This window comes from Agrobacterium sp. ST15.13.015, from assembly GCF_027871645.1.
GTDB lineage: Bacteria > Pseudomonadota > Alphaproteobacteria > Rhizobiales > Rhizobiaceae > Agrobacterium > Agrobacterium leguminum.
Genome location: NZ_JAQAHF010000011.1, coordinates 110,527 through 123,783, shown reverse-complemented (window position 1 = coordinate 123,783; position 13,257 = coordinate 110,527). Strand labels below are relative to the sequence as shown.

The 13,257-nt window shown below is 59.9% G+C and carries 13 protein-coding genes; 6 read left to right on the top strand and 7 right to left on the bottom strand.

Annotated elements, in window-relative coordinates; all coding sequences use genetic code 11:
* Positions 1 to 45: 45 nt before the first annotated feature.
* On the top strand, positions 46 to 1,194 hold the full coding sequence (locus tag PIB16_RS17935; RefSeq protein WP_065655438.1) for a CBS domain-containing protein: 1,149 nt from the start codon (positions 46 to 48) through the stop codon (positions 1,192 to 1,194).
* 37 nt (positions 1,195 to 1,231) lie between these two features.
* Here PIB16_RS17935 and PIB16_RS17930 read toward each other — a convergent pair whose 3' ends face one another.
* Both PIB16_RS17930 and PIB16_RS17925 read right to left on the bottom strand, forming a co-directional pair.
* Positions 1,232 to 1,486, bottom strand: coding sequence for a hypothetical protein (locus tag PIB16_RS17930; RefSeq protein ID WP_174039147.1), 255 nt, complete (start codon positions 1,484 to 1,486; stop codon positions 1,232 to 1,234).
* A 39-nt stretch (positions 1,487 to 1,525) separates the two neighbouring features.
* Positions 1,526 to 2,101: a single-stranded DNA-binding protein gene (locus tag PIB16_RS17925; RefSeq protein ID WP_174039148.1), complete on the bottom strand. Its 576-nt coding sequence runs from the start codon at positions 2,099 to 2,101 to the stop codon at positions 1,526 to 1,528.
* 264 nt (positions 2,102 to 2,365) lie between these two features.
* Between PIB16_RS17925 and uvrA the strand changes: the two genes are divergently transcribed.
* Complete coding sequence (gene uvrA, locus PIB16_RS17920; protein WP_271046082.1) at positions 2,366 to 5,287, top strand: excinuclease ABC subunit UvrA; 2,922 nt, start codon at positions 2,366 to 2,368, stop codon at positions 5,285 to 5,287.
* A gap of 56 nt (positions 5,288 to 5,343) precedes the next feature.
* Positions 5,344 to 6,144, top strand: coding sequence for a DUF72 domain-containing protein (locus tag PIB16_RS17915; RefSeq protein WP_271046081.1), 801 nt, complete (start codon positions 5,344 to 5,346; stop codon positions 6,142 to 6,144).
* Positions 6,145 to 6,150: 6 nt separating this feature from the next.
* Here PIB16_RS17915 and dusA read toward each other — a convergent pair whose 3' ends face one another.
* Together dusA and PIB16_RS17905 are read right to left on the bottom strand one after the other, a co-directional pair.
* Entirely contained in the window at positions 6,151 to 7,146 is a 996-nt protein-coding gene (dusA, locus tag PIB16_RS17910; protein ID WP_271046080.1) for a tRNA dihydrouridine(20/20a) synthase DusA, read from the bottom strand.
* 182 nt (positions 7,147 to 7,328) lie between these two features.
* Positions 7,329 to 8,072 carry a DNA cytosine methyltransferase gene (locus PIB16_RS17905; RefSeq protein WP_442866787.1) on the bottom strand — a complete coding sequence of 248 codons (744 nt, stop codon included), beginning with the start codon at positions 8,070 to 8,072 and terminating at the stop codon, positions 7,329 to 7,331.
* Positions 8,073 to 8,622: 550 nt separating this feature from the next.
* Here PIB16_RS17905 and PIB16_RS17900 point away from each other — a divergent pair.
* Positions 8,623 to 9,312, top strand: a complete 690-nt coding sequence (locus tag PIB16_RS17900) for a fumarylacetoacetate hydrolase family protein (protein WP_078052997.1) — start codon at positions 8,623 to 8,625, stop codon at positions 9,310 to 9,312.
* Between the two features lie 31 nt (positions 9,313 to 9,343).
* Complete coding sequence (locus PIB16_RS17895; protein ID WP_174035994.1) at positions 9,344 to 9,877, top strand: gamma carbonic anhydrase family protein; 534 nt, start codon at positions 9,344 to 9,346, stop codon at positions 9,875 to 9,877.
* A gap of 37 nt (positions 9,878 to 9,914) precedes the next feature.
* Here PIB16_RS17895 and zur read toward each other — a convergent pair whose 3' ends face one another.
* The 3 genes from zur to znuC are packed head-to-tail and all read right to left on the bottom strand — an operon-like array spanning position 9,915 to position 12,056.
* Positions 9,915 to 10,328 carry a zinc uptake transcriptional repressor Zur gene (gene zur, locus PIB16_RS17890; protein WP_020809932.1) on the bottom strand — a complete coding sequence of 138 codons (414 nt, stop codon included), beginning with the start codon at positions 10,326 to 10,328 and terminating at the stop codon, positions 9,915 to 9,917.
* Complete coding sequence (znuB, locus tag PIB16_RS17885) at positions 10,325 to 11,143, bottom strand: zinc ABC transporter permease subunit ZnuB (protein WP_020809931.1); 819 nt, start codon at positions 11,141 to 11,143, stop codon at positions 10,325 to 10,327. Before znuB ends, zur begins: the two co-directional genes overlap by 4 nt.
* Positions 11,136 to 12,056: a zinc ABC transporter ATP-binding protein ZnuC gene (gene znuC, locus PIB16_RS17880; RefSeq protein WP_271046078.1), complete on the bottom strand. Its 921-nt coding sequence runs from the start codon at positions 12,054 to 12,056 to the stop codon at positions 11,136 to 11,138. The genes znuB and znuC overlap by 8 nt, the downstream gene beginning before the upstream one ends.
* A 104-nt stretch (positions 12,057 to 12,160) precedes the next feature.
* Here znuC and znuA point away from each other — a divergent pair, with 104 nt between their 5' ends.
* Entirely contained in the window at positions 12,161 to 13,153 is a 993-nt protein-coding gene (znuA, locus tag PIB16_RS17875; protein WP_271046077.1) for a zinc ABC transporter substrate-binding protein ZnuA, read from the top strand.
* Positions 13,154 to 13,257: the final 104 nt, after the last annotated feature.

Here is a 13,257-nt window from a genome sequence, read left to right as displayed (position 1 = left end):
TTCGGCTAAAAGACGCATGTTTTTTCGGATTCGAAAGTTATCTCCATGCGTTCCACGCTGCGTCGCCTCATCCCGGATGCCGCACCCGTCAGCAACAGGGAAAGGCTGCGCTCCGCAACCGGCGCCTTTGTCGGCATTCTGCTGACCGGCCTTCTGGGAAGTCTCGCTCTGCGTTTCGATCCCACCCTGCCCGCCATGATCGCGCCGATGGGCGCTTCCGCGGTGCTTTTGTTCGCCGTGCCCTCCAGCCCGCTGGCGCAGCCCTGGTCGATCCTCTGCGGCAACCTCGTTTCGGCCTTCGTGGGCGTGACGGTGGCGCTGCTGGTTCCGGATCTATTCCTTGCCAGCGCGCTCGCCATCAGCCTCGCCATTGCCGCGATGATGGCCTTGCGCTGCCTGCACCCGCCAAGCGGAGCGGTGGCGCTCACCGCCGTTCTCGGCGGCCCTGCCGTTCACAGCCTCGGTTATGGTTTCCTGCTTTGGCCCGTCGCCGGAAATTCGCTGATCCTTCTTGCCTTGGCCCTCGCCTATAACAATGCCACCGGCCGCGCCTACCCACACGGCCTGAAGCTCGGCAAGGCCGCCCACGGCACCACCGATCCGACCCCCATCCAGAAAATCGGCTTTTCCTCCAACGACCTCGACGAGGTGCTGAAGGAATATGACCAGGTACTGGATATCGACCGTGACGAGCTCGAAACCATTTTACGCAAGACCGAACTGCGCTCCTGGCGTCGCCGTGCGCTGCATCTCGATTGCGCCAGCGTCATGTCGCGCGATGTCGTCGGTGTTGCGCCTGATGACAGTCTGCGTCATGCCCACGCGCTGATGCACAGCCACCATTTCAAGGCATTGCCGGTCACCAACGATAAAGCGGAGATCGTCGGCATCGTCACCCAGACGGATTTTCTGGAAAAGGCGAGCTGGAGAAACGGCCGCCCCTCCATTGGTTTCCTGCAGCGGCTGCGCCTCATCCTCTCCGGCGCAAGCGCCCCCAACGATACCGTCAAGGACATCATGACATCGCCGGTCAGAACCGTACGGCCTGAAACGGCAATCGAGGAGGCCATCATCCGCTTTGCCGAAGAAGGACTGCACTACCTGCCGGTCATCGACGCCAGAGGCAAGATGGTGGGAATCGTGTCGCAATCCGATGTCATGGTGGCGATGCTGGCGGACAAGGTGGCGGCATAGTCTGCCGCGACGCCCCTGGAACCGGCAAAGCCGGATGTTAGCGCCTCGCCTTCAGAAGACGCTGCCATAGCGTGCCGCCGAAGAACCGGCCGAGCACGACAAAATATGCGATGATAAGCACAAAGGCGATAAAGGCAGGCACACCGTTCAAGGCAAACCCCTGTGGCGTGCGCCCGCCTGCAACCGCCGCCACGAGAAATCCGGCGGCGAAAAACGCCGTCCAGAAATCGAGGAAGAAGGCAAGAACGATGCGCCAGGTTGCCGGCTGTTTCGGTGCGGGCGCATCACTCATACCTGTCTCCCGTTACGCTTTCCCGAATTCGCCAGCCGCTCAGAACGGAATATCGTCATCCATATCGTTGGAGAAGCCGCCGGAAGGCTGGCCGCCGCCACGGGAAGAGCCGCCGCGCGACGAGGACTGCTGGTCGTAACCGCCGCCATAGCTGGAGCCGCCGCCACTGCCATAATCGTTGCCGCCGCCGAAATCGCCGCTGCTGCGGCCACCGCCCTCACCGCGACCATCGAGCATCGTCAGCGTGGAGTTGAAGCCCTGCAGCACGATTTCAGTTGAATAACGGTCGTTACCGGTCTGGTCCTGCCATTTGCGCGTCTGCAGCTGGCCTTCAATATAGAGCTTGGCGCCCTTCTTGACATATTGCTCGACGACCTTGCACAGGCCTTCGTTGAAGACGACGACGGTGTGCCATTCGGTCTTCTCGCGGCGCTCGCCGCTGTTGCGGTCCCGCCAGGTCTCCGAGGTGGCAATGCGCAGATTGGCGATGGGGCGGCCGTCCTGCGTCCGGCGGATTTCGGGATCGGCGCCCACGTTCCCGATCAGAATTACCTTGTTTACGCTACCAGCCATCTCGTCATCCTGTCCGCCGGCCATCATGACCGGCAATTGCATTTCAAAAAATTCGACACACAATAGCTGCCGCCGCCCGCAAAGGGCACCGCAAGCATGGAACTATCCACAAAGAATAATCTTAAGCTGCGGGAGCAGACATTCGCGCTTGCAATTCGTTCCTTTTTTGTTCTATTAAATCGCAGATTTCGAGTCAAGCATTCCGAAAAGCTGCGACCGAGTGGGAATAGACCTCGACACATCCGGCTGCGTCACTACATAAGGACGCGCTGCCATCAAGCCTGTTATTTTTGTCCGAGCCTTGTCATGAGTGAACTGAAGACGATTTCCATCCGTGGCGCCCGCGAGCACAACCTCAAGGGCATCGATCTGGACCTGCCGCGCAACAAGCTGATCGTCATGACCGGCCTTTCCGGTTCGGGCAAGTCCTCGCTTGCCTTCGATACGATCTATGCCGAAGGCCAGCGCCGTTATGTCGAGAGCCTGTCGGCCTATGCGCGCCAGTTCCTGGAAATGATGCAGAAACCGGATGTCGACCAGATCGACGGCCTCTCGCCGGCGATCTCCATCGAGCAGAAGACCACATCGCGCAATCCGCGTTCCACGGTCGGCACGGTCACCGAAATCTACGACTATATGCGCCTCCTCTTCGCGCGTGTCGGCGTGCCCTATTCGCCGGCCACGGGCCTGCCGATCGAAAGCCAGACGGTGAGCCAGATGGTCGACCGCATCCTCGCTTTTGAGGAAGGCACGCGTCTTTACATCCTCGCGCCGATGGTGCGCGGCCGCAAAGGCGAATACAAGAAGGAACTTGCCGAGCTGATGAAGAAGGGCTTCCAGCGCGTCAAGGTGGATGGCCAGTTCTACGAAATCGCCGACGTGCCCGCCCTCGACAAGAAATACAAACACGATATCGACGTGGTCGTTGACCGCGCCGTCGTGCGCCCGGATATGGCCGCACGCCTGGCCGACAGTCTCGAGACCTGCCTCAAGCTTGCCGATGGCTTGGCAATCGCCGAATTTGCCGACAAGCCTCTGCCGCCGGAAGAAACCGCCGCTGGCGGTTCGGCCAACAAGTCGCTCAACGAGACCCATGAGCGGGTGCTGTTTTCGGAAAAATTCGCCTGCCCCGTTTCCGGTTTCACCATTCCGGAAATCGAGCCGCGGCTGTTCTCTTTCAACAATCCCTTCGGCGCCTGCCCAAGCTGCGATGGCCTCGGCTCGCAGCAGAAGGTGGATGAAAACCTGATCGTACCGGAGCCAGCCCGCACCCTGCGTGACGGCGCCATCGCTCCCTGGGCCAAATCCTCCTCGCCCTATTACAACCAGACGCTGGAAGCACTCGGCAAAGCTTTCGGTTTCAAGCTGTCGAGCAAGTGGTCGGATCTTTCGAAAGAGGCGCAGCACGCCATCCTGCAGGGCACCGATGACAAGATCGAATTCAACTATCAGGACGGCGCCCGCTCCTACAAGACAGTGAAGAATTTCGAAGGCATCGTGCCCAATCTGGAGCGTCGCTGGAAAGAGACCGACAGCGCCTGGGCGCGCGAGGAAATCGAACGCTACATGTCGGCGGCCCCCTGCCCGGCCTGCGCCGGTTATCGCCTGAAGCCGGAAGCGCTCGCCGTGAAGATCAACAAGCTGCATATCGGTGAAGTCACCGAAATGTCGATCCGCACCGCGCGCGACTGGTTCGAGGTACTGCCGGAAAGCCTCAACGCCAAGCAGAACGAGATCGCAGTCCGCATCCTCAAGGAAATCCGCGAACGCCTGCGCTTCCTCAACGATGTCGGGCTGGATTATCTCAGCCTGTCGCGCAATTCCGGCACGCTTTCCGGCGGTGAAAGCCAGCGCATCCGGCTGGCCTCGCAGATCGGTTCGGGCCTCACCGGCGTTCTCTATGTTCTCGACGAACCGTCGATCGGCCTGCACCAGCGCGACAATGCCCGCCTGCTGGATACGCTGAAACATCTGCGCGATATCGGCAATACCGTCATCGTGGTCGAACATGACGAGGACGCCATTCTGACGGCGGATTATGTGGTCGATATCGGCCCAGCCGCCGGCATTCATGGCGGTCAGGTGATCGCTGAAGGCTCACCGCAGGAGGTGATGGCCAATCCGAAATCGCTGACCGGCAAATATCTCTCCGGCGAACTCGGCGTCGCCGTGCCGGCGGAGCGCCGCAAGCCCAAGAAGGGTCGCGAGATCAAGGTTTTTGGCGCACGCGGCAACAATCTGAAGAATGTCACCGCGGCTGTGCCGCTCGGTGTCTTTACTGCCGTAACCGGCGTATCGGGCGGCGGCAAATCCACCTTCCTGATCGAGACGCTCTACAAGTCGGCGGCGCGTCGGGTGATGGGTGCGCGCGAAATCCCGGCCGAACACGACCGCATCGACGGTTTCGAATTCATCGACAAGGTCATCGATATCGACCAGTCGCCGATTGGCCGCACGCCGCGTTCCAACCCGGCCACCTATACCGGCGCCTTCACGCCGATCCGCGACTGGTTCGCCGGCTTGCCGGAAGCGAAGGCGCGCGGTTATGCGCCGGGCCGTTTCTCCTTCAACGTCAAGGGCGGCCGCTGCGAGGCCTGCCAGGGTGATGGCGTCATCAAGATCGAGATGCACTTCCTGCCTGATGTTTACGTCACCTGCGATGTCTGTCACGGCAAGCGTTACAATCGAGAGACGCTCGATGTCACCTTCAAGGGCAAATCCATTGCCGATGTGCTGGATATGACGGTGGAGGAAGGCGTGGAGTTCTTCGCCGCCGTCCCGGCCGTGCGCGACAAGCTGCAATCGCTGTTCGATGTCGGCCTCGGTTATATCAAGGTCGGCCAGCAGGCCAATACGCTCTCCGGCGGCGAAGCGCAGCGCGTCAAGCTCGCCAAGGAACTGTCGAAACGCTCGACGGGTCGCACGCTCTATATTCTCGACGAACCGACGACCGGCCTGCATTTCCACGACGTCAACAAGCTCCTGGAAATGCTGCATGCGCTGGTCGAGCAGGGCAATTCCGTCGTGGTGATCGAGCATAATCTCGAAGTCATCAAGACGGCTGACTGGATCATCGATATCGGGCCTGAAGGCGGCACGGGCGGCGGTGAAGTGGTGGCGACCGGCACACCGGAGGACATCGTGAAGGTCGAGCGTTCCTATACCGGTCACTTCCTGAAGGAGCTTCTGGAGCGCCGGCCGGCTGGAAAACGGGAGGCTGCGGAGTAATCCGCAGCTTTCGTCGCAAGGGTTCGATAGGCCAAAGGCCGGAGGAGGAACAGCATATGTCGACATCAGGCACGATCCGCACCGGTATCGGCGGCTGGACCTTTGAGCCATGGGAAGGCACGTTTTATCCCGAAAAATTGCCGAAGAAGCGCCAGTTGGAGCATGCGAGCCGGCAGCTCACGGCCATCGAGGTGAACGGCACCTATTACAGCAGCCAGAAGCCGGAAACTTTTGCAAAATGGGCTTCCGAAGTGCCCGAGGATTTCATCTTCTCGCTAAAGGCGAGCCGTTTCGTCACCAACCGCAGGGTTCTGGCCGAGGCTGGTGAATCGATGACGAAGTTTCTGACGCAGGGGCTGACGGAACTCGGGTCCCACCTCGGTCCGATCCTCTGGCAATTCGCGCCGACGAAAAAATTCGACGCGGAGGATTTTGGCGCATTTCTGTCCCTGTTGCCCGAGAAGCAGGACGGCATCCGTCTTCGCCATGTCGTTGAGGTACGCAACGAGACATTTCAGGTTCCGGAATTCATCGATCTTCTCGCCAGGCACAAGGTCGCCGTCGTCTGCGCCGATCATCACGATTATCCGATGCTGCCTGACGTGACCGCCGATTTCGTCTATTGCCGCCTGCAGAAGGGCGAGGGCGATATCAAGACCTGTTACCCGAAAAAAGAGATCGACCACTGGGCCGAGCGGGTAAAGACCTATGCAAAGGGCGGCGTGCCGGACGATCTGCCGCTGATAGCGCCGGATCGGAAGGTCGAAAAGACACCGCGCGATGTCTTTGCCTTCTTCATCACCGGCGGCAAGGTGAATGCGCCTGTTGGTGCACAGGAACTGCAAAAGGTGGTCTGAGCGCTTTCAGCCCGCCATTTCTTTCGTCGGGCTGAAATCGATGGCCGCGAAAGCGGCCTCGATCACCTCCGGGCCTGCGCCCGGCCGGGTGGCGTCGCTGGAGAGGATTTGCCGAAAACGGCGCGCGCCGGGCATGCCCTGAAACAGCCCGACCATGTGGCGGGTGACGTGGTTGAGACGTCCGCCTGCGGCGATATAGTCGGCGGCATAGGCCATCATCGCGTCGCGCAGCGCCATCCAGTCTGGCTGGTGAGCCTCTTCGCCATAGATGCGATGGTCGACATCGGCAAGAATGGACGTGTTGTGATAGGCGGCACGGCCGAGCATCACACCATCCATATGCTGGAGATGTTCGCTCGCCTGATCGAGATCGGCGATACCGCCATTGATGCCGATAAAGACATCAGGGTTTTCCCGCTTCATGCGATAGACGAGATCGTAATCGAGCGGCGGCACTTCGCGGTTTTCCTTCGGCGAAAGCCCCTGCAGCCAGGCTTTTCGCGCATGAACCCAGACGGCGTCCGCGCCTGCCGCAACAACCCGCTTCAGAAAGTCCGGCAGGACCGCTTCCGGCTGCTGATCGTCCACCCCGATCCGGCACTTTACCGTAACCGGCACGCTGCTGACAGCCTTCATTGCGGTGATACATTGCGCCACCACCTCCGGCTCGCGCATCAGGCAAGCGCCGAAGGTGCCGGACTGCACCCGATCCGACGGACAGCCGACATTGAGGTTGATCTCGTCATATCCGTAATCGCTAGCGATCCGCACCGCCTCGGCAAGTTTGGTCGGATCAGACCCGCCAAGCTGCAGCGCGACGGGATGTTCGTCAGGGTGATAACCGAGCAGTCTGTCTCGCTGGCCATGGATGATGGCGTCGGCAACGATCATTTCGGTATAAAGCAGCGCGCGCTTCGACAATTGCCGGTGCAGAAATCTGCACCTCGTGTCGGTCCAGTCGATCATCGGCGCTACTGCAAAAACCTTCTTGAATTCAGTCACTTAGACGCCATTTTATATTAGAGGATAATTGTACCGACGCCTTTTGTCGGCGGCGCTGCTACAAATTTTGCTACATGAGCGGTTTGGTGGGATTTTGACCGGTCATGTAGCAAATGAGGGAAGAAGAGTCGAGGATAGGCGAAAGAATTCAAGCAGTAATGGCCTTGGCGTCAGGCGAGTTATCATTCTGAGCGAGAGAGAATGCGGAATGCTGTTGCTGCCACTCTAGGAACTTGTCCATTCCCAATGGCTCTGTGGCGGTCCATTGCTGCGGCCACCCCATCAACCACTCGCTGAATTCCGGGTTGTGACGCCCGCCAGGCAGCAATCCCTTCAGGGTCAGATACTCTGGGAGACGAACTCCGCGAGATGACTTTTCTGCTCGCCGTTTGGCGGTCTCCGGTGAGACGCTGCCCTTTTCGTCCGAAGCCGTTGGAGTCGGCCACAATCCAGATGCGATCTCGCTGGTGATCCAAGCCGGCGTCGTATGCTCCAAGCACTCCCCATCGTGCATCGAACCCCATTTCGGCCAAGTCCCCGAGAATTCGTCCAAGCCCCCGTGAAGTAAGCATTGGCGAGTTTTCCATGTACGCGAAACGGGGTCGTACTTCATCGATGATTCTTCGCTGCTCCACCCACAATCGGCTGTCCAGGCCGTCAAGGCCGGCGCCATCTCCACAGATTGCGATGTTCGTGCAGGGGAAGCCGCCCGATACCACGTCAACAAGGCCTCGCCATGGGCGCCCGTCAAAAGTTTCAACGTCTGACCAGATCGGGAAAGGCGGCAGAATTCGATCGGTTTGTCTTTGCGCCAAAACAAGCGCTGCGTCGATGTCGCGCTCAACTGCGCACACTGTCCGCCATCCAAGCAGATGCCCTGCAAGAATTCCTCCACCAGCGCCCGCGAAAAGAGCCAACTCATTCATAGTCACCTGCTGCAATATCCATGGTGGATTTGTAGCAAGCCATTGAATCAGCTCGCAATATGCCGGTTTTATCTTGTTTCGGGCCGTTTAGGATCATTGCTGTTTCCTCGGATATGGAAACAGCGCCGGGGTGTCTGGCTGGCCGCTGGTGCAGCCACTTTGCCGTGGATCAGAGCCCGTTCACTGGAGGGATTTGAGGCCGACGTTTCAGCCTCGGGAGCCATGATAGCGCAGCCAAAAGTGTTTGCACAATCGAAACAGGTGAGGTGCTTATTGCTACATTTTTGCTACGCGCGATTTTGCGAGAAGGACAAGCCAGTGCGATTGCTACGTTATTTCCGTTCGCGGGACCAGTCGATCATGGGGGCCACGGCGAAGATTTTTTCGCCGCTTGCAAGCGCTTGTCTGTACATGGATTTACCTCTTTGCGCCGGCTTCTACAGCAAAGGACCGTAAAAAGCCAGTTTTGCAGCCAGGGTCATTTTGAACTGGAAATCGGCCCGGAATCGCGGGACAAGAATTGCACCGAAAAAGACGACAGGAAATCGACATGGCCGCCACCGTCATCCCCGCTCCGAAACCCGTTCTGCTGCCCGTTGAAGGCACGGACGACCTCTTCCCCGTACGGCGGGTCTATTGCGTCGGCCGCAATTATGCCGATCACGCCATTGAGATGGGCCACGATCCCTCGCGCGAGCCGCCCTTTTATTTCCAGAAAAACCCGGACAATCTGCTGCCCGCCGGTCAGGATTTCCCCTACCCGCCGCTGTCGTCGAATGTGCACTACGAAGTCGAGTGTGTCGTGGTTCTGAAAAGCGGCGGTGCCGATATCCCGGCTTCCGAGGCGCTGGACCATGTCTGGGGTTACGCCGTCGGCATAGACATGACCCGCCGCGACCTTCAGGACGGCCTGAAGAAGATGGGCCGCTCCTGGGAAGGCGCGAAGGCTTTCGAATATTCCGCACCGGTCTCCCCCATCGTCCCGGCGGACAGGATCGGCCATCCCGCCACAGGTGCGATCTGGCTCGACGTCAATGGCAAACGCAAGCAGACGGGCGATCTTGCCCAGATGATCTGGAAGGTGCCGGAAGTGATTGCCGAGCTTTCCAAGCTGTTCACGCTTGCCGCCGGTGACGTCATCATGACCGGCACACCGGCCGGCGTCGGCCCCATCGTACGTGGCGACCGCATCGAATGCGGCGTCGAGGGTGTCGGCACGCTGGGCGTGACGGTTGCCTGAGGCCGAAGAAAACAAAAGGGAGGAGACCACGATGCCGCTTTACCGCCTCGCCGACCGGGTGCCGCAGACCCCTGCGCCTGATCGCTACTGGGTTGCCCCGGATGCCAATGTCGTCGGCTCGGTGACGCTCGGTGAGGATGTCGGCATCTGGTTCGGCGCAACGCTGCGCGGCGATAACGAGCCGATCAGCATCGGGCGCGGCACCAATATTCAGGAGGGCGTGATGGTGCATAGCGACCCCGGTTTTCCCGCCGTCATCGGCGAAATGTGCACCATCGGCCACCATGCCATCGTGCATGGCTGCACCATTGGCGACAATTCGCTCATCGGCATGGGCGCAACGATCCTGAATGGCGCGAAGATCGGCCGCAACTGCCTCGTCGGCGCCAATGCGCTGGTGACGGAGGGCAAGGAATTTCCGGACAATTCCCTGATTGTCGGCTCGCCGGCGCGCGCCATCCGCACGCTGGATGATGAGGCCGCAGCAGGGCTCCGCCGCTCGGCGGAAAAATACATCGAAAACTGGAAGCGCTTTTCGAAAGATCTGGCGATAATCGAGGAGTAGGAAACGGCGGGCGTCCACGCCCGCCCTGCCCGTGAGCTTAAGCCGAGCACGCGGCGCAGAGGCCGCGAATTTCAATGGTGGTCTTTTCCGCCTTGAACTTGCTGTCCTTCACCCAGCGCTCCAGGCGGTGGTCGATTTCATGATCGTGGAATTCCGTCACCTGCCCGCAGGATTCGCAGATGGCGAAAGCCACCGTACCATGGTGGTGCGAGCAGCACTCCGCCTGCGTATGGGTGCAGGCGACAAAAGCGTTGAGGCTCTCGAGCCGGTGCACGAGGCCAAACTCCACCAGCTTTTCCAGCGCACGGTAAACCTGCAGCGGCGCACGAAAACCCTCATCCCGCAGCTTGTCGAGGATCATATAGGCGCTGAGCGGCTGATGCGCGTTTGAGAGGGCATTCATGACCAGCGACTGGTTCTTGGTGAGGTTCTGCTGGGTCTGCGCATTCATGACTTGCCTCCTTCATCCGCAGCGCGGGAAAAACCCGGCGCCGGCAACAGGCTTATAACGAAGAGGATCACCGCGGCAACCACGATGGATGGGCCGGACGGTGTATCGTAACTGAGCGAGCCGAACAGGCCGCCGACAACGGCGACCGCGCCGATCAGCGAAGCCACCACCGCCATCACCTCCGGCGTCGCGGAAAAACGTCTGGCAGTCGCCGCCGGTATGATGAGCAGCGATGTGATGAGCATGATGCCGACCACCTTCATGGCAATGGCGATCACCAGCGCCATCAACAGCGTGAAGATCAGTTTTGCACGCTCCGGGTTCAGCCCCTCGGCCTCGGCCAGCTCCGTATTGACGGTGGAGGCAAGCAGCGACCGCCACAGGAACACCATGGAGACGATGACCACCAGCCCGCCGCCCCAGATCAGGGCGATATCGCTGCGGGTAACGGCGAGAATATCGCCGAACAGGAACGAGACGAGATCGATGCGCACCCAGCTCATGAAAGCGACGATGACGAGACCGATCGCCAGCGCCGAATGGGACAAGATACCAAGCAGCGCATCGGCGGATAGCGCCTGCCGCCGTTGGAGAAAGAGCAGCAGGATCGAAACCGCTGATGCCACCAGAAAGACGCTGACGATGAGGTTGAGCTGCAACAGCAGCGACAGCGCGACGCCGAGCAGCGCCGAATGGGCCATCGTATCGCCGAAATAGGCCATGCGACGCCAGACGACGAAACAGCCGAGAGGACCGGCAGTGAGCGCAACGCCTATACCGGCGACCATGGCGCGAACGAAGAAATCGTCAAACATGGCGCTCTCCCTGTCCGTGGCTGGACGGCGTATGGCCCTCATGCTCATGCTCATGGCCGCAGCCGCATTCGTCATGGCTGTCGTGATGGTGGCCGTAGTCATGCATATGGTGGTGCCCATCCTCCGGGTGGCAATGATCGGTCACCGAACCATCTGCATGCTGCACCCGGCCATCAGGCAGATGCGTATGATCGTGATGGTGGCTATAGACGGCAAGCGCCTTGGCCGCGGCGCCGCCGAACAGCCGCATATATTCCGGGCTCTGGCTAACCGCCTGCGGCGTGCCCCGGCAGCAGACATGGCCGTTCAGGCATATCACGGTGTCGGTTTCAGCCATTACCACATGCAGGTCATGTGAGATTAACAAAATTCCGCAATTATTTGAATTTCTGATATTTTTTATCAAATCATAGAGCGCAATCTCGCCGGAGAAATCGACCCCCTGCACGGGCTCGTCAAGAACCAGCAGATCGGGCTTGCGGGCGATGGCGCGGGCCAGAAGTGCGCGCTGGAACTCACCACCGGAAAGGTGCTGCACTTCCGCATTGGCGAGATGCGCAATGCCCGTCGCATTCAGCGCCGCATCGATTTCGCGGGCTGGCAGCGGGCCGGTCAGTGTCATCAGCCGCCGCACCGAAAGCGGCATGGTCCAGTCCACGGCAAGCTTCTGCGGCACATAACCGACCTTCAGACCGGCAATGCGCGAAACCTCGCCCTCGGTCGGCTTCACCACGCCGATTGCCATTTTCGCGCTGGTGGATTTGCCGGAACCGTTCGGCCCGATCAGCGTGACGATCTCGCCTTTGCTGACGGAAAACTCAACGCCGCGCACCAGCCAGCGGCCGTTGCGCTGGACGCCGGCATTGGCAAGGGAAACCAGTATCTCTTTGCCCCGATGGGCGGAATGAAGCATGGGATTGTCCGTTCGGCGATGTTGCTTAGCGCTATTGCATACGTTATAGAGTTACGCAATAAATGTAATAACATAACTATACTTCTTCAAGTGGAGTGCATTTCATGAAATCGTTCCTGATCCCGCTCATGGCATCGGTGGCAATAGCGGCCGCCGCTTCCGGCGCCACCGCCGCGCCCGATGTCGTGGTCTCGATCAAGCCCGTCCATTCCCTCGTCGCCGCCATCATGCGGGGCGTCGGCGAACCGCAGCTCATCGTTGACGGCGCGGCTTCGCCGCACACCTACAATCTCAGACCGTCCAATGCCCGCAAGCTGGAAAAGGCCGATGTGGCCTTCTGGGTTGGGCCGGGACTGGAAGCATTCCTGGAAAAGCCGCTCGAAGCGCTTGCCAGCAAGGCAACCGTGGTGGAACTGGAAGACGCAAAGGGTCTGGAAAAGCTGCCCTTCCGTGAAGGCGGCCCCTTTGAAGCACACGACCATGGCGATGAAGGCCACGAGGCGCATGACGGCCATGCTGAAGAGGAAGGCGCGCACGATCATGGACACGACCATGCGGAGGGTCACGAGGACCATGACCATGGCGCATACGACACCCATCTCTGGCTCGATCCCGCCAATGCCAAGGCCATGGCGCAGACGGTAGAAACCGCGCTGATCGCCGCCGATGCCGGCAATGCCGCGACCTATCAGGCCAATACCAAAAAACTGATCGACGACCTCGATGCGCTCGATGCCGAACTCAGGGAAACGGTCAAGCCAGTGAAGGACAAGCCCTTCATCGTCTTCCACGATGCCTATCAATATTTCGAGCATCGTTACGGCGTGAAGACGGCGGGGTCGATCACCGTCAGCCCCGAAACCCTGCCGGGTGCGGACCGCGTCAAACAGATGCAGGAAAAGGTTCGCCAGCTCGGCGCAACCTGCGTTTTCGCTGAACCGCAATTCGAGCCGAAGCTGATTTCGGTCATTACCGAAGGCACCGCTGCGAAATCGGCGACGCTCGATCCGGAGGCAGCGACACTGGAACCCGGCCCGGACCTTTATTTCAAGCTGATGCGCGGCATTGCAGGCTCGCTGAAGGATTGCCTGTCCTGATGCGCATTGCCGCCCCTAACGCTCCGGCTCCGTCATTCCGGCTTTGAATCGGAGTACGGGCCGAGGCGTGATTGATCGGAAGAATATATATTTCAAACCAATTA

Bases quoted from the DNA above. Each gene is read 5' to 3' on its own strand.
- PIB16_RS17935 (WP_065655438.1), top strand. From the start codon at position 46: ATGCGTTCCACGCTGCGTCGCCTCATCCCGGATGCCGCACCCGTCAGC.
- PIB16_RS17930 (WP_174039147.1), bottom strand. From the start codon at position 1,486: ATGAGTGATGCGCCCGCACCGAAACAGCCGGCAACCTGGCGCATCGTT.
- PIB16_RS17925 (WP_174039148.1), bottom strand. From the start codon at position 2,101: ATGCAATTGCCGGTCATGATGGCCGGCGGACAGGATGACGAGATGGCT.
- uvrA (WP_271046082.1), top strand. From the start codon at position 2,366: ATGAGTGAACTGAAGACGATTTCCATCCGTGGCGCCCGCGAGCACAAC.
- PIB16_RS17915 (WP_271046081.1), top strand. From the start codon at position 5,344: ATGTCGACATCAGGCACGATCCGCACCGGTATCGGCGGCTGGACCTTT.
- PIB16_RS17905 (WP_442866787.1), bottom strand. From the start codon at position 8,072: ATGAATGAGTTGGCTCTTTTCGCGGGCGCTGGTGGAGGAATTCTTGCA.
- PIB16_RS17900 (WP_078052997.1), top strand. From the start codon at position 8,623: ATGGCCGCCACCGTCATCCCCGCTCCGAAACCCGTTCTGCTGCCCGTT.
- PIB16_RS17895 (WP_174035994.1), top strand. From the start codon at position 9,344: ATGCCGCTTTACCGCCTCGCCGACCGGGTGCCGCAGACCCCTGCGCCT.
- zur (WP_020809932.1), bottom strand. From the start codon at position 10,328: ATGAATGCGCAGACCCAGCAGAACCTCACCAAGAACCAGTCGCTGGTC.
- znuB (WP_020809931.1), bottom strand. From the start codon at position 11,143: ATGTTTGACGATTTCTTCGTTCGCGCCATGGTCGCCGGTATAGGCGTT.
- znuC (WP_271046078.1), bottom strand. From the start codon at position 12,056: ATGCTTCATTCCGCCCATCGGGGCAAAGAGATACTGGTTTCCCTTGCC.
- znuA (WP_271046077.1), top strand. From the start codon at position 12,161: ATGAAATCGTTCCTGATCCCGCTCATGGCATCGGTGGCAATAGCGGCC.